This is a genomic window from Photorhabdus sp. RM96S (assembly GCF_042879335.1).
In the GTDB taxonomy this organism is placed as follows: Bacteria; Pseudomonadota; Gammaproteobacteria; order Enterobacterales; family Enterobacteriaceae; genus Photorhabdus; species Photorhabdus kayaii.
In genome coordinates this window covers 20,018-35,025 of the sequence record NZ_JBHFKT010000048.1, presented here as the reverse complement: position 1 = coordinate 35,025, position 15,008 = coordinate 20,018, and the positions used below count along the sequence as shown (strand labels likewise).

General features: G+C 42.2%; 20 protein-coding genes and 1 pseudogene. 8 read left to right on the top strand and 13 right to left on the bottom strand.

Going from position 1 to position 15,008, the window contains the following annotated elements; translation table 11 throughout:
• Positions 1-51: 51 nt before the first annotated feature.
• Positions 52-882: a hypothetical protein gene (locus ACGF49_RS21390; protein WP_387492693.1), complete on the bottom strand. Its 831-nt coding sequence runs from the start codon at positions 880-882 to the stop codon at positions 52-54.
• 352 nt (positions 883-1,234) lie between these two features.
• Between ACGF49_RS21390 and ACGF49_RS21385 the strand changes: the two genes are divergently transcribed.
• Both ACGF49_RS21385 and ACGF49_RS21380 read left to right on the top strand, forming a co-directional pair.
• Positions 1,235-1,468, top strand: coding sequence for a ribbon-helix-helix protein, CopG family (locus ACGF49_RS21385; RefSeq protein WP_229000188.1), 234 nt, complete (start codon positions 1,235-1,237; stop codon positions 1,466-1,468).
• A complete protein-coding gene (locus ACGF49_RS21380; protein ID WP_113025947.1) occupies positions 1,465-1,863 on the top strand; it encodes a type II toxin-antitoxin system VapC family toxin in 399 nt (132 codons plus the stop codon). The genes ACGF49_RS21385 and ACGF49_RS21380 overlap by 4 nt, the downstream gene beginning before the upstream one ends.
• 295 nt (positions 1,864-2,158) lie before the next feature.
• Here ACGF49_RS21380 and glpD read toward each other — a convergent pair whose 3' ends face one another.
• The 7 genes from glpD to gntX all read right to left on the bottom strand — a co-directional run bounded on the left by glpD (position 2,159) and on the right by gntX (position 7,442).
• A complete protein-coding gene (glpD, locus tag ACGF49_RS21375) occupies positions 2,159-3,661 on the bottom strand; it encodes a glycerol-3-phosphate dehydrogenase (protein ID WP_113041226.1) in 1,503 nt (500 codons plus the stop codon).
• Between the two features lie 240 nt (positions 3,662-3,901).
• Positions 3,902-4,660, bottom strand: coding sequence for a DeoR/GlpR family transcriptional regulator (locus tag ACGF49_RS21370; protein WP_112895580.1), 759 nt, complete (start codon positions 4,658-4,660; stop codon positions 3,902-3,904).
• 17 nt (positions 4,661-4,677) lie between these two features.
• Positions 4,678-5,526 carry a rhomboid family intramembrane serine protease GlpG gene (gene glpG, locus ACGF49_RS21365; protein WP_113041225.1) on the bottom strand — a complete coding sequence of 283 codons (849 nt, stop codon included), beginning with the start codon at positions 5,524-5,526 and terminating at the stop codon, positions 4,678-4,680.
• A 9-nt stretch (positions 5,527-5,535) separates the two neighbouring features.
• Positions 5,536-5,871: a thiosulfate sulfurtransferase GlpE gene (glpE, locus tag ACGF49_RS21360; RefSeq protein WP_113041224.1), complete on the bottom strand. Its 336-nt coding sequence runs from the start codon at positions 5,869-5,871 to the stop codon at positions 5,536-5,538.
• A 19-nt stretch (positions 5,872-5,890) separates the two neighbouring features.
• The gene (locus ACGF49_RS21355) at positions 5,891-6,037 is read right to left on the bottom strand and encodes a hypothetical protein (protein WP_158536494.1); all 147 of its coding nucleotides are present in this window, start codon (positions 6,035-6,037) and stop codon (positions 5,891-5,893) included.
• Between the two features lie 86 nt (positions 6,038-6,123).
• Positions 6,124-6,699: a Fe-S biogenesis protein NfuA gene (gene nfuA, locus ACGF49_RS21350; protein WP_112878442.1), complete on the bottom strand. Its 576-nt coding sequence runs from the start codon at positions 6,697-6,699 to the stop codon at positions 6,124-6,126.
• A gap of 59 nt (positions 6,700-6,758) precedes the next feature.
• Positions 6,759-7,442: a DNA utilization protein GntX gene (gntX, locus tag ACGF49_RS21345; RefSeq protein ID WP_228901816.1), complete on the bottom strand. Its 684-nt coding sequence runs from the start codon at positions 7,440-7,442 to the stop codon at positions 6,759-6,761.
• A gap of 39 nt (positions 7,443-7,481) precedes the next feature.
• Here gntX and bioH point away from each other — a divergent pair, with 39 nt between their 5' ends.
• The 4 genes and pseudogenes from bioH to ACGF49_RS21325 all read left to right on the top strand — a co-directional run.
• Entirely contained in the window at positions 7,482-8,258 is a 777-nt protein-coding gene (gene bioH, locus ACGF49_RS21340) for a pimeloyl-ACP methyl ester esterase BioH (protein WP_387492685.1), read from the top strand.
• A gap of 280 nt (positions 8,259-8,538) precedes the next feature.
• On the top strand, positions 8,539-8,871 hold the full coding sequence (locus tag ACGF49_RS21335; RefSeq protein WP_112895583.1) for a type II toxin-antitoxin system RelE/ParE family toxin: 333 nt from the start codon (positions 8,539-8,541) through the stop codon (positions 8,869-8,871).
• Positions 8,864-9,166 (top strand): helix-turn-helix domain-containing protein, encoded by a 303-nt coding sequence (locus ACGF49_RS21330; RefSeq protein WP_112895584.1) that lies wholly within the window; start codon positions 8,864-8,866, stop codon positions 9,164-9,166. Before ACGF49_RS21335 ends, ACGF49_RS21330 begins: the two co-directional genes overlap by 8 nt.
• A 39-nt stretch (positions 9,167-9,205) precedes the next feature.
• Positions 9,206-9,553, top strand: a pseudogene (locus ACGF49_RS21325) (pimeloyl-[acyl-carrier protein] methyl ester esterase); the annotation flags it as partial.
• 147 nt (positions 9,554-9,700) lie between these two features.
• On the opposite strand, the gene ACGF49_RS21320 reads toward ACGF49_RS21325, so the two are convergent.
• Positions 9,701-9,907: a hypothetical protein gene (locus ACGF49_RS21320; protein WP_113041221.1), complete on the bottom strand. Its 207-nt coding sequence runs from the start codon at positions 9,905-9,907 to the stop codon at positions 9,701-9,703.
• Positions 9,908-10,277: 370 nt separating this feature from the next.
• Between ACGF49_RS21320 and ACGF49_RS21315 the strand changes: the two genes are divergently transcribed.
• Positions 10,278-11,456, top strand: coding sequence for an MFS transporter (locus ACGF49_RS21315; RefSeq protein WP_113041220.1), 1,179 nt, complete (start codon positions 10,278-10,280; stop codon positions 11,454-11,456).
• Positions 11,457-11,659: 203 nt separating this feature from the next.
• Positions 11,660-11,836, top strand: coding sequence for a hypothetical protein (locus ACGF49_RS21310; RefSeq protein ID WP_387492680.1), 177 nt, complete (start codon positions 11,660-11,662; stop codon positions 11,834-11,836).
• Positions 11,837-11,855: 19 nt separating this feature from the next.
• On the opposite strand, the gene ACGF49_RS21305 is transcribed toward ACGF49_RS21310, so the two are convergent.
• Genes ACGF49_RS21305 through ACGF49_RS21290 form a run of 4 tightly spaced genes read right to left on the bottom strand, consistent with a single transcriptional unit; the run spans position 11,856 to position 14,878 of the window.
• On the bottom strand, positions 11,856-12,095 hold the full coding sequence (locus ACGF49_RS21305) for a FeoC-like transcriptional regulator (RefSeq protein WP_228901659.1): 240 nt from the start codon (positions 12,093-12,095) through the stop codon (positions 11,856-11,858).
• Positions 12,096-12,104: 9 nt separating this feature from the next.
• Positions 12,105-14,417, bottom strand: coding sequence for a Fe(2+) transporter permease subunit FeoB (feoB, locus tag ACGF49_RS21300; protein ID WP_387492677.1), 2,313 nt, complete (start codon positions 14,415-14,417; stop codon positions 12,105-12,107).
• A gap of 52 nt (positions 14,418-14,469) precedes the next feature.
• The gene (feoA, locus tag ACGF49_RS21295) at positions 14,470-14,703 is read right to left on the bottom strand and encodes a ferrous iron transporter A (protein ID WP_112879608.1); all 234 of its coding nucleotides are present in this window, start codon (positions 14,701-14,703) and stop codon (positions 14,470-14,472) included.
• Positions 14,681-14,878, bottom strand: coding sequence for a hypothetical protein (locus tag ACGF49_RS21290; protein ID WP_158536492.1), 198 nt, complete (start codon positions 14,876-14,878; stop codon positions 14,681-14,683). Before ACGF49_RS21290 ends, feoA begins: the two co-directional genes overlap by 23 nt.
• Positions 14,879-15,008: the final 130 nt, after the last annotated feature.

Here is a 15,008-nt window from a genome sequence, read left to right as displayed (position 1 = left end):
CGGGGCACCGAGCCAAAGGAACAAGCTTAAAAAAGCGGGTTGGTGCGATGATTATCGGGCAAGAGTTTTCTTTGGATGAATAGCAGTCAAAGTATGCTCGTGCCCTGGGATAGTGACTACCTTAGAGTCAATAGTCGATTTCCATAATCTAGTGTCATTAATCTCTTTTGATTTATATTCAATGGTTATTTCCGCACCCTGAGATAACCAATTATTGAGTGTGTTATTAACTTCTCTATTAATTTTATCCAGATTTTCAATTAATATATTTTTATCAAATCCTTTCTTTCTGAGTGATTTACCAAATCGATAAATATCAACGGATCGAAGCTCTGTAATAGAAGATTGGTAAATGGCGGCTTTATCTAAATTATAGTTTCCCAAATCATCGGTATCGTATACTTTGGACCATATATGATGTGTTGCTTTATTTAAAGCAAGGGACATAAAGTGGGCCATAGAGTGTGCAGCACTTACCTTATACCTTGTTTCATCGTTCACAGATAGAGTTACCGTTTTCCCTATGAGGTCTCTTTCTGAAATTCCGTGTAAATCAGGTAAGTAGTGTGCTGGCATAATTTTTTCTGGTGACGTTGCTTGTTTCGTTATTTCCTGGTCTATATATAAATGACCATCAATAAGGCCCGCAGTGTAAACTTTTGTCACAGCAAGTTCTTTATCGCCTATTGAAATTATTCCATTATCATGTAGTTGGTCTGGCCACTTATAGTTCTTCGGGTAGAATGGACTATCTTGGGTTATCAAAAGGGTGCCATCTTCGTATCTCATAAGCCCGATAATGTTGGATTCTAATGTCAGGGTCCCTAGCATAAATGAAGCTTCTGCTTTTAATAGTTGATCAATATTTATATCAGTAGTCATGTAACATCTCGCTAGTTATAATTTTGGGGCATCTATTGCTACCAGATTGTTTGTTAAGTTCATTCCCTAACAATAACTTAACAATTTGTTTTTATTTGAATTTTTATCTAATCAAAGATAGGGTTAAACAGTACCGATATGTATGTAACAGCTTTATTTATAGGTTATTTTAGGTATTGTTGCAAATGGAAAAGTCACATGTTTTAAATGTTTTGTTTACATGATCAATAGATATTTTCAGAGTAAAATCTGTTGATTAGTTATCACAATAATTTTTTGGATCAAAAAATAGACAATCGAACTAATGAGGTATATGATACATATACCTGATATCTGATAAGGGGAAATAAATATGGTTGCTATGGTAAGAATTAATATAGATCTGCCAGAAGAAACAATTAGAAAGCTCGAGATTTTAAAGGAGCGTTCTCCCGATAAGTCACGTGCTGCACAGATCCGGAAAGCAATAGATGCTTACCTTGATGCTAATATTTCAGAACAGAATAACAGTGCTTTTGGTTTGTGGGGGGATAAAAAATTGGATGGGTTGGAATATCAAAATAATTTACGCAAGGAATGGCAATGATTGCTATGAAGTCGTTATTTGATACTAATATATTGATTGACTATTTAAATGGATATGAACAAGCCGCGGAGACATTGAGAAAATATGGAAATAGTCCAGCTATTAGTTGTATAACATGGATGGAGGTTATGGTAGGAGCTAAGAAGCTGGACAAGGATAAAGAAAACGCAACAAGAATCTTTTTAGATAGCTTTGAGATTCTCAGTGTCACGAGTGACGTAGCAGAATGTGCAGTAGTTATCCGACATGAGAAAAAGATAAAGCTGCCTGATGCAATAATCTGGGCAACAGCTCAGCGAAATGGGCGGTTATTGATTACTAGAAACCCTAAAGATTTTAAAGATAATGCTGGTGTTATTCTTCCTTACGAACTGTCTAGCTCAAAAATAGATTAATATTTTTATAGACTTCTTCATGGTATAAAAGAATCAAAAGTATTGTTTATATAAGAATCTTAAAATGTTCGTGGTTAATTGCTCCAACAGGGAACATGAGGCAGTATTTTACACTGAATATATATAATATTTGGCTAATTTATGTGTCAATCAGGAATTGGAAAGATTGATATAACGTTGGAGGGAGAAATTGGATATAAATTCTACGCAATAAAAACCGCGAGAAAAGTTTTAATATTCTCGCGGTAGTCGTGTTTCCTAAACTGGAAGATCAATGATTTTCTGTGAAGAAAAATCAAATCTCAGTATGTGGTTTAGCATTTTCCGCTAACCATGCTGCAATGCGTTGCTTCTGCTCTTCTTTCAGCCACATACCCAGTTTGGTACGGCGCCAGATTGCGTCATCCAGTTCAACAACCCACTCATTATCGACCAGATAACGAAGCTCTGCTTCATACAAACCGTGACCGAAGGATTCACCTAGGTCGGTCAGATTACTGGCACCTTGCAGAATCAGTTCGCTGTTGCTGCCGTAAGTACGCGCATAACGTACAGCAACACCTTCCGGTAACCAGTTGTAACGTTTACGCAATAAACGGGCATAACCATCACGATCGCAGCCTTCCAAGTTACCACCCGGTAACTGACCATTTTTGGTCCAGGCTTTTCCGGCATTGGGATAATATTGCATGAGCTTTTCGGTTGCGTGTTCTGCCAGCTTACGGTAAGTAGTTAATTTACCGCCAAACACAGACAGTAATGGTGCTTTGCCCTGTTCATCATGAATGTCAAGGGTATAGTCGCGCGTAATTGCCTGAGGTGAATCGGATTCATCATCGCACAGTGGACGTACGCCAGAATAGGTCCAGACGATATCGTCACGGCTAAGTTGTTTCTTGAAGTGGTCGTTATAAACTCTCAGCAGATAATTAATCTCCTGATCGTCAATTTTCGCTTCTTTTGGATCACCTTGATATTCCACATCGGTGGTTCCGATAATGGAAAATTCATCCATCCAAGGAATAACAAATACGATACGGTGATCTTCGTTTTGCAGAATATAAGCTTGCGGCTCATCATGCACTCTTGGCACCACAATATGGCTGCCTTTGATCAGGCGAATACCATAAGGTGATTTCAATTTCAGGCCATCGTCAAAAAATTCTTTAACCCAGGGGCCGGTAGCATTAACCAGACCTTTTGCTCGCCAAGTATAGGTCTTACCTGTACGCAGATCTTCGGCTTCAACCATCCAACCCTCTTGTTCGCGCCATGCACGGGTCACTTTTGTTCGGGTACGGACTTCCCCGCCACGTTTTTTGACTTCTTGAGCGTTAAGGACAACTAAACGAGCATCATCAACCCAGCAGTCAGAATATTCAAAGCCACGGACCAATTCTGGTTTCAGAACAGAATTGGCACCGAATTTTAGCCCTTTACTGCCAGGTAGGCTGACACGTTTGCCCAAATTGTCATAGAGGAACAGGCCAATACGGATCATCCATGCTGGACGCAAATGTGGCTGGTGCGGCAGGCGGAAACGCATCGGAAAAGCGATGTGTGGTGCAAGGTTCAGTAAAACTTCACGTTCTGCCAGCGCTTCGCCGACCAAACGGAATTCATAATGTTCCAGATAACGTAAGCCACCGTGGATCAGTTTTGAACTGGCGGATGATGTGGCTTTGGCTAAGTCTTGTGCTTCCAGTAACAGAACAGAAAGCCCCCGGCCAGCAGCATCGGCTGCAATCCCGGCGCCGTTGATTCCGCCGCCGATCACAATCAAGTCTTTAGTCTCCATGCATCCCCCTAAAATGTTCGTAATAGTTCTTTAATGCTCGTTTTCGCTCAAGATTGTAATCAGAAATCGATCAATAGCCAACTATTTGCTAAGAAAAAACATGTTCACGTGATATAGATAACAAATATTACCTTATCCATATGATTTGTATGGTATTAATGAAGAAGCTAAAAGATGGTGTAATTGTGGAACGGCAAGGAGATAGGGGATAGTGCTATCCCCTGAATATAGAAAAAATTCTTAGCAGAGTTCGAGCTGCACGTTATGTTGCTCAATCACTTTCTGGATGCTTGGAGGGGGAAGTTGGTCAGTAAATAGATGATCAATGAGGTTCATGTTACCCAGATTAACCATAGCATTGCGGCCAAATTTAGAATGATCAGTGACTAACATAACACAACGGGAGTTTTCGATAATTGCGCGCTTTATGCGTACTTCATGGTAATCAAATTCCAGTAATGAGCCATCCATGTCAATGCCACTGATGCCGAGAATGCCGTAATCGAGCCGAAACTGGGAGATAAAATCCAGTGTGGCTTCACCGATAATCCCGCCATCACGGGAACGAATCTCCCCACCCGCCAGAATTAAACGAAAGTCTTCTTTTGTCATCAACAGGGTAGCGACGTTGAGGTTGTTAGTGACAATCCGCAGAGCTTTATGATTTAACAATGCGTGAGCAACAGCTTCTGGTGTCGTGCCAATATCAATAAACAGCGTTGCGCCATCCGGGATATGGCTAGCAACGCGTTGTGCAATACGTGCTTTCTCTTCTGACCACATGATTTTGCGATCGTGATAAGCAGTATTAACTGAACTTGATGGCAACGCGGCACCGCCGTGATGCCGCTGTATTTTGTTTTTATCTGCCAAATCGTTCAAATCACGGCGGATAGTCTGGGGGCTGACATTAAAGTGTTCAACCAACTCTTCAGTGCTGACGTAGCCCTGAAGGCGCACCAGCTCAACTATTGCATCATGCCGTTGAGTTTGCTTCACGATAGTCCTCTAAGTTTCTAAAAATGTCGGTTATTATTTTTGAATGTATGACGGTTATCCCATAACGCCATCAGTAAACCGATAATTAAACCGGAGAAATGGGCGGCGTTGGCAATCGATAGCCCAAATGCATCGAAGTATCCAACAATTAGCCAGAAGAGCGAAAAAGTCATCAAACCACGGGGAACACCGATACCACGTTCGGGCGCACGTTCACCGGTTAGCCAGACATAACCAATTAAAGCGTAAACAACACCAGAAAGGCCGCCAAAATGAGAACCACTGAATAATGATTGTCCCCAGCCGCTGAAAACAGCGGAAACAATCATAATGACAAACAGTTTTCCTGTACCGAGGTGCTTTTCTGTTTGTCCGCCAAGATACCACCACCACATGAGATTAAAGATGATATGCAGTAGTGAGAAGTGCAGTAAGCCGTGAGTGACCCAACGCCATAGTTCCATATGTTGGCTATCGTCAGGCCATGCCAGCCAGGACATCACCTGATCATCACCGGCGAATTGCATCCAGAGATAAACAACAATATTTAGGAACAAAACCGTGATGGTTAACGGACCTGCCTGACGACTTAAATATTGCCAATTTAGATTATTGTGGTACTTCAATGGGTGATTCACATCGCCGGATTGCCAACTGGCCGCTTGATAACGTTCATTTAACGGATCACGAGTAAATTGCTCCAGCTCCTGCTGAACCATAGTGAGCTTAGTGTCATCTTCCAGCCACAGCTCGACGTGTTGCCCATCGTGGCCGGGACGCATAGTCAGGTGTACCTGACGGGTTGCCATATAATCGATAAAGGCTTGCGCCAGACGCGGATTTGAAATAGAAATTACACGGATCATGAGGTGTTGTTATGCCGGATTAGGTAAGGAGTCAACAGCGTGAGGATAGTCTCTGCGCCAAGCTTCAAAACCGCCATTAATGCTGTAGACAGCTTCAAAACCCATGTTCAATAAATACTGAGCGGCACTCTGGCTGCTATGACCGTGATAACACATGACCATAACTGGCTGCTCGAAATTGGCCTGTAACATAAATGCATTCAATGTGTCGTTGGTTAAATGAAAAGCGTTACATGCATGACCCGCCCGGAAACTCTGTGGATCGCGGATATCCACCATAATGGCGGATTGATCCTGCCAGTGTTGATAAGCCTGTTCAGGGCTGATGGTTTGAAAATGTTCCATATATATTTTGACTTGCTCTTTAGAACTTATACCCGTTATCTTTCAAGTTGCCTCTTTGTTGGCTGCACTCACTTACCCCAGTCACATAGTTATCTATGCTCCTGGGGATTCGCTCCCTTGCCGTCGCGATGCATCTTGAAATCCATAGGGTATAGAGATTATCCAATTAGGTTATTATTGTAATCATGTTTTCCCGACGATTATCCGAGCGGGAAAATTTGTTATCAGTAATACGTTATCAATAATACGTTATCAATAATAAGAGTGTTCACCGCGTTGATGTTCAGTCAAATCTTTTACGCCTTTTAGTTCTGGGAACATGTTCAGCAACTCTTTTTCAATCCCTTCTTTCAAAGTGACATCAACCATTGAACAGCCATTGCAGCCGCCGCCGAATTGAAGGATAGCAAAACCATCATCCGTGATTTCCATCAGGCTAACGCGGCCACCGTGACCGGCTAACTGTGGATTAATTTGTGACTGCAAAACGTATTCCACACGTTCGACAAGTGGGGAATCATCAGAAACTTTACGCATTTTGGCGTTAGGGGCTTTTAATGTTAGCTGAGAGCCTAACTGATCGGTGACAAAATCAATTTCTGCTTCTTCAAGGAAAGGGGCGCTCAGTTCGTCAACGTAAGCTGACAGTTGATCAAATTTCAATTCAGTATCTGTTGCTTCAACAGCATCAGGCGGGCAGTAAGATACGCCGCACTCAGCGGTAGGTGTGCCTGGATTGATGACAAATACACGAATTTGTGTACCCGGTTCTTGGTTTGCCAGTAATTTGGCAAAATGAGCTTGTGCTGCTTCAGTAATATTAATCATATCATTTGCTCAATAGTTGACTGCTATAGTTGGTTATAATACGCCCATTCTCGTATTGACTACAAGGTTCGACAAATCGCCCAGACCTGCACTGAACGAGCGCCAGCACGAATTAACAAACGGGAAATTTCAGTCATGGTCGCGCCGGTGGTGATCACATCATCAAGTATGGCGACATGTTGTCCCGCAACGGGACCACAAAGCTGAAATGCTTTCCTGAGATTAATTTTACGCCGTGCTGCCGATAAATTTCTTTGTGGTAGTGTAGCATGCGTCCGCTGTAGAAAGCTTTGCTGGTAATCGCATTGTAGCCATTCTGATAGCTGTTTTGCCATTAATACACTTTGATCAAATCCCCGTTTCCAGCGCCGGCGTCGATGCAGTGGCACACTGAGCAGAATGTTGGGTTTATACCATCGTCCATCACGATAGCCTTGTTGCCAATGTAGCAGAAACAGGCGTGCCAGAACTGACGCAAGTTGTGGGGTGCTGTGATATTTATAGCGACGAATCAGGCCACTCAGTGGTGGGCAATAATCGGTAATCGCTATCATATTTTCCCATGGAGGCGGTTTTTTGAGGCAGCGTCCACAAGGCAGTGAAGGGAGTTCTGAGGGCAGAGCGCAACATGGACACATGTTTGTCAAACGTTTCAGTCGCTTGTGACAAAAACTGCATACTCCATGATGTGGAAACCAAAGAGGCTGATGGCATAGCCAACAGTACCCAACCATTGTTAGCATAGGCTTCTTCCTTGATGGCAAATAAAGTTGAGAATAACAATGGCTGATCTGTTTTGGCAGACTTCTGCGGGAGATTCGCGTGATCTTGTGTTGCTGCACGGATGGGGGCTGAATGCAGAAGTTTGGCGTTCCATTGAAATGCGATGCGCTTCGCATTTTCGTTTACATTTGGTGGATTTACCGGGTTATGGCCGTAGCCAGAAATATGGCCCGATGAATCTTGCTGACATGGCGGATGAAGTTTGGCGATATGCGCCTGAAAATGCGCTATGGCTAGGTTGGTCGTTGGGCGGTCTGGTTGCCAGCCGGATTGCCCTTGACCATCAGGATAAGGTTGCCGGATTAATTACCGTGGCTTCTTCACCGCATTTCAGCACAGAAAGTGACTGGCCGGGGATTAAGCCGGAAGTCTTGAGCGCTTTCGAACATCAGCTTAGTGAAGATTTCCAGCGCACAGTTGAGCGTTTTCTTGCTTTACAGACATTAGGCACTGACAGCGCCCGTCAAGATGCGCGATTGCTGAAATCTGTTGTGCTGGCGCAGCCGATGCCTTCTGTTGAAGTGCTGCATGTTGGCTTGGAAATTTTGCGTACCGAAGATTTAAGGCAGCCTTTGGCTGAGCTTGCCATACCGTTCCTGCGGATTTACGGTTATCTGGATGGGTTGGTGCCAAGAAAAATCCTCAACATTCTTGATGAAAAATGGCCGCGTTCAGTTTCAGCCATGATGCGTCATGCCGCTCATGCGCCTTTTATTTCTCATCCAGATGAGTTTGTTGGATTGTTGACTGAATTTGCTAGTAGAGAAGCGCTGTGAGTTTGATGAGTTCTTAAAATAGTAAAGCTTCTCCCGCGTGGATGCGGTGATTCAATTAATTTTTTCGTTGCATAGTAAAAAGCTGCCGCTCTTGTCGGTGAATTGATGCTATAGCGGGCGTTGGTGCTGTTGGTGCGCATAATTTTTTGAGTGATTTTATTGGGAGCACATATCTGTGCTCGTTGCCTATAAATAGATGGCTTGCTTTGCTCATAAAAGTAATCTATTTTGATTACTTTTGGTGTGCATGTTAAGATAGTAAATTAAATGGATTAATTTTATGTTTTCAGCAAACATTATAAGAGCGGCGTTCAAGGAGCTTTCTAAGCTACCTGTTGGTCTCAAAGTTTCAATGATTGAAGCCATAGAAGAATTAGAAGCTGCTGGAACAGATTTAAAAGAGCCTAAAGTTAGAGACATTGGAAACGGGCTTAAAGAGTTAAGAGTGAGTGCTTCTGAGGGTATTGCGAGGGGATTTTTCTTTTTTGCAGTTGGACAACAGTTTTATGTTGTTCATATACTGCAAAAGAAAACCCAAAAAACGCCGAAGAAATCGCTCGATCTAGCAAACCAACGAATGCAAGAAGTTAAACGGAGTCTTAAAAATGTCTGATAATGATTATGATATTATCCCGTTTTCTGAAGCTAAAACGCTTCTTTTGGAAGACGCCGCGACTCTGGAAGCATATAACGATATCCAGATCCGTAAGGCGTTGATGAAACAGCTTAAAGATGCACGTAAAGCGTTACATCTTACTCAACAAGATGTTGCTCAGAAGATTGGCACTCAGAAGCAAAACATTAGTCGTATGGAAAATGGTAAGAGTGTGCCAAATCTGGATACTTTAAGCCGCTACGCTGCCGCGCTTGGAGGAAGATTTGTTTTCCAAATGCCTGTAAATCAATAGACTGTATGTGTTTAGTTATGACTTATGACTCTTTGGACCCTTGCTTTACAGACATTAGGCACTGACAGCGCCCGTCAAGATGCGCGATTGCTGAAATCTGTTGTGCTGGCGCAGCCGATGCCTTCTGTTGAAGTGCTGCATGTTGGCTTGGAAATTTTGCGTACCGAAGATTTAAGGCAGCCTTTGGCTGAGCTTACCATACCGTTCCTGCGGATTTACGGTTATCTGGATGGGTTGGTGCCAAAAAAAATCCTCAACATTCTTGATGAAAAATGGCCGAGTTCAGTTTCAGCCATGATGCGTCATGCCGCTCATGCGCCTTTTATTTCTCATCCAGATGAGTTTGTTGGATTGTTGACTGAATTTGTTAGTAGAGAAGCATTGTAAGGTCGATGAGATAACAGATTTTTATTAGCGTGGTTTGAAAAAGTAAATCGTCCGCCGTGTGAATGCGGCGGTTCAATGTTAGTTCTTCTGACGATTAGACAAATCATAGGGATTCAATTTGTTACTAAGAAAGGCAAATTCTACCTTTTAATTCCATATATTTTCCTTGTCCCATCCTGCGGGAATTCCCATTGAATGAGTTAAAATACTTATATAACTGTATTTATTTATAAGATTTTTAAATTCAACTTCGAATTTTTCTGATGGGCTTATCAAAGTCTTTGACATTATTTTTAAAACAATCAATGTAGTATATACCCTATGGATTTCAAGTTGCCTCTTTGTTGGCTGCATTCACTCACCCCGGTCACATAGTTATCTATGCTCCCGGGGATTCGCTCCCTTGCCGTCGCGATCCATCTTGAAATCCATTGGGTATATATGTATTTAAATGATTTTTAAAGACAATAATGAAAGATATTCGGCGATTAAAAAACATAAGCTCCCTCACAATAATAAGATTTTTACTGTAACAGCTAATTTACATGTAAAAAGATTATTGCTTATATTTAAATTCTCTCACGGTAAATAAGTAAATATCAACCTAAAGTTTAAAAAGGAGACATTATGGACTATCAACCTCTGGCCAGCTAATATAAAGCTTTAAAAACCAAGGATAGGTGTAAATATTTATTTATACCTATTCTCATTTGGATGATAACTGATGAAAAAGTACATTAGTATAGGTGTCCACGAACTTGATACTTATCTTGATTACGCTATCTTAAGCATCATAGCTATATACAGCTTGCATGCTACTCCGTCCGAAATGGGGATATTGGGTGCTTGTTTCGCTGTTCCGTTTTTGGTGGCAAGTGGATTATTCGGCAAGCTGTTTGACAACAGAAATATATTAAGTTGGAGGACATTGCTATTCTTTATTAATGGCATTACCATGCCTTTCCTATCTGTAGCTGATCCAATTATATTTCTTTATGTCATTACATTAATCAAGACAACCTGTCGGTGTGGACTTGGAATATCAAACACAAAATTGAATGTAGATGATAATGAGTCTCAAAGATTTTATGAAATTTATGGATATATAATCAATTTTAGCAGAATAGTCATTCCCTTGTTTGTTGTATATTTAAACACGAATTATGGATTATGGTTTGTCCTGTTATTATCAATGACATTTAACCTAGTCGGTATGTTGACATCATACTTTGATGATACTTTTCGGCTTGATGTAAATGCAAGCGTAAGTTCTGCTGCTGTAGAACGTTTTTCATTCATACAGCAATTGAAAAATAAACCGGATTTATATTTACTTGTTTCGGCTTATACTTTGTCAAACTTAGCCTTTTTTCTTAGTAACGATATGCTCGGTATCTTCTTTGAGAGGATTGGGCAAAATGAAAGTAGCATAGGTTACATAATTTCACTTCTCGGGGTCGGTGGCATAGTAGGAACACGAGTTTCTGGTTGGTTACTTAAAAAATTGTCAGCCAAGAATGTTTTGTTATTTTCCATTATGATTAATTTTGTGGCCTTTTGGGGATTTGGTTTTTTAGACGCAAAAACACATCATTATGTCACATACTATTTGTTGGTTTTCCTTGTTGGTACGGCCTCAGGTGTCACATTTTTCGCAATTAGATACGGTGTAAGAAATGTTATTGGTTTTGAACACGTAGGGAAAGCTACAGGAGATATACAGAAGATTTCATCTGTAGTGGCAATTTTGATGCCAATTATTGGTGGGTATATTGCAAAACTCATCTCTATCGAATTCACTTTTAAATTAACAAGCATCCTGCTTGCGGTGACATTCCTATATTTTTTATTTAAAAAATATAAATTAACTGAGGAAAGAAATAAATATGTACAACCAAAATAAGCTTAGCAATATTGATTTTATCAATGCAAAACACTATGACTTGTACTTGAAAGGAAAAACCAAGTAAACATGGGATAGCAATCTTAACTGGGATTTGGCCGGGAAAAATTTAATCCCTGAGAATTTAAAGGCAGAAATCGATGCTGCCTTTGAGAAATTAGCGGCGGGCAAATCATAATTCTTATCTCGCCCAAGTAGCAAAATTGCGAAATGGAAGAAAAGAAAGCCGCAATAAGAGCTATACCTTATGGATTTCAAGATGGATCGCGACGGCAAGGGAGCGAATCCCCGGGAGCATAGATAACTATGTGACCGGGGTGAGTGAGTGCAGCCAACAAAGAGGCAACTTGAAAGATGACGGGTATAAACGAAACGCATAAAACCAATACAATTAAATGATTAACATCCCCCAGCGATCCGATAAACCGCCGTATCACATTTCTGTGTTTCAGGGCATTGTTTGCAACTGCCGCTTAGGCAAGCAGTTGCATCAACTTTTTCCAATTTGCCCATCACTGTAAGTTGTTCAAGCATAGCGGCAATCATCTGTACGGACGCGCAAAGCTGGTGGCTCAACAGTTTGGCATCTGCCCGTCCATTCAGAGCAACGGCATCCCTTACTTGTAATAGGCTAATCATTTTCAATTCCTAGTGACAGTTTCCGCTGGAGCAGTGGCAGCTATTTCCCGGGTTGCTGATTAACTTCATCGTCACACGGCTGCGTGCCCGCCGCAGGAAGTAGAACACCAGTGCGTTAAATATGACGACGGTCAGAATGATAATCAGGCTGCTTTGTGGATGTTGTGAGAAAGTCACCATCTGGTAGAACAGGGCTGAAATTGAATAAGCCACGTTCAGTCCCCACAGAATAGAGAATGTCATCCAGCCACGGCTTGTTTCGCGAGCAATCGCGCCCATCACCGAAACACAAGGCACATATAACAGAACAAAGATCAGATAACTGTAAGCTGAAATAGCGGAGCCAAATTTGGCGCTCATGGTTCCCATAGAACCGCTATCCATCTCACCGTCACCTTTATTAGCTTCGATTGGGTTGGCAAGCACGCTCAGAGTGAAGGTATCTTTCAAACTATCCCAAGTTTCACCAACTGCATCTTTCAGTTCAGCAAACAGGTTGAACTCATCTGCATTAAACGGTTCATTAGCAATGTTTTCTGCGGTATACAGCGTATTGAGTGTCCCAACTACCACTTCTTTTGCCATGGCACCAGTTATCAAACCAACAGTTGCTTGCCAGTTATCAGAGTGAACGCCAATTGGCTGTAACACGGGCGTAATAGCCTTGCTGACTGAAGCCAGAGCGGATTGGTTGATGCTATCCACCGCCTTGCCAGAAAATGAGAAACTGTTAAGAGCGCCGATGAACATACTGGCGATAACGATCACTTTACCGGCACGGATAACAAAACCTTTCAGGCGTTGCCAGGTTTGCAGAAGCAGAGTTTTTAGATGTGGAATGTGGTAAACCGGGAGCTCCATAATGAATGGTGAGGCTTCGCCGCGCATAATGGTGTATTTCAACATCAGGCCAGTCAGAATAGCGACGACAATACCCAATATATAAAGGGAAAAAACAAAAGTTGCCCCATTTTTGCCAAAGAATGCGGCGGCAAATACAGCAAAGATGGCTAATCGTGCACCGCAAGACATAAAGGGGGCCATCATAATCGTGATCAAGCGTTCACGTGGAGCATCCAGCGTTCTCGCCCCCATAATGGATGGGACGTTACAACCGAAACCAACGATCAACGGGACAAATGATTTGCCCGGTAGCCCAAGAACTTGCATCAGACGATCCATGACAAATGCAGCCCGCGCCATGTAGCCAGAATCCTCAAGGAAAGAGAGGAATAAATACATCATGCCGATTTGTGGTACCAGCGGCAAAACTGTGTTGATACCACCACCGATGCCTTGCGCGAGGAAAACCGTCAGCCATGCTGGAAAGCTTAAGGTATGCCCAAGCCATTGAACCCCATGAATGAAAATAGCGACAGAACCACTGTCAAAGATAGGTTGTAGCGCACCACCGATATTAATTGCCAGCACGAACATTAAATACATAACCGCCAGAAAAATAGGTACGCCTAACCAACGATTAAGGATAATTTTATCGATTGCTTGGGTGAGCTTATTTGGCATGGCTTTTTGGGTATCAATCACGACCATGCACAATGTATTGATGCTTTGATAGCGCGCATCGGCAATCAACAGTTCGGGTTCGTCATATTGCTGTTGTTGCAAACGTTCCTTGGATTCAGCCAGCATTGAGGTAGCAAGACCGGAACGTTCCAGGCTGTAAATATCCCCTTCAAGCATTTGAAGCGTTAACCAACGGCGTTGTTGAGCATGAAAATTGTCTGAAATTGCGCCAGATAACGTCTCAATTTCTTGCAACAGGCAATCAGGGTAGTGAATCAGTGACTGCCCGGAATTCTGCTTATGGCGGCCAATTGCCCGTTTCAGCTCATTTAGTCCCGTTGCTCGGGTTGAAACCATTGGAATGACTGGACAACCCAGGCGCTGCTCCAGTTCGGCAATATTAATTTGGATATGCTGACTGTCAGCGATATCCAGCATATTAAGCGCAACGATGCATGGAATGCCTAATTCCAACAGTTGTAACGTCAGATAGAGATTTCGTTCAAGGTTAGAAGCATCTACGACGTTAATCAGCATGTCAGCATCACCGCTTAGGATATAGTGGCAGGCTATCTGCTCATCCAGTGATGTTTGTTCAGAAATCGTGGTTAGAGAGTAGGTTCCCGGCAGGTCAACTAATTCAATTTTGTGTTCCGCGGTGGTAAAACGGCCAACTTTTCGTTCTACTGTAACGCCAGCCCAGTTGCCTACACGTTGTCGGGCGCCAGTAAGTTGGTTAAATAATGTTGTTTTGCCGGCATTGGGGTTGCCAATTAGGCCAATGGTCAGTGCTTTCATGTTTTTGGTGCCAGATTAAATTAAGAGTAACTATTTCGTTGCTTGCAACGGATTATGCGTTGCATTGAACGCTGTCTAATGTGAGAAATTCCAAGTCTTTTTTTCTCAGAATCAGGCTGACTCTGCGAGTCTCAATTTGTATCGGATCACCTAAAGGCGCTAAGCGGACAACATGAAATGAAGAACCGGGTAACATACCTAATGACAGCAATTTCTGTCGGTAAGCCGGGCTGATCTTCGGAGAAAAACCGATGATCTTGTAACTATGGTCTGGAAGAAGTTGCATATAACCTTCCGGGATCTGTGGTAAGTAAGATATACCCGTTATCTTTCAAGTTGCCTCTTTGTTGGCTGCACTCACTCACCCCAGTCACATAGTTCGCTATGCTCCCGGGGATTCGCTCCCTTGCCGTCGCGATGCATCTTGAAATCCGTAGGGTATAATATCGAAAATTAGTCATACTCATTATTATGAAGTATGATTTGCATCCAATTCATAATAATTGTAAATGAGAATAATAACCAACATTAATTTCAATGTTAATCCTATTTTCATTTTTGGTGTTAATTTAATCACTTAGTCACTCAGAG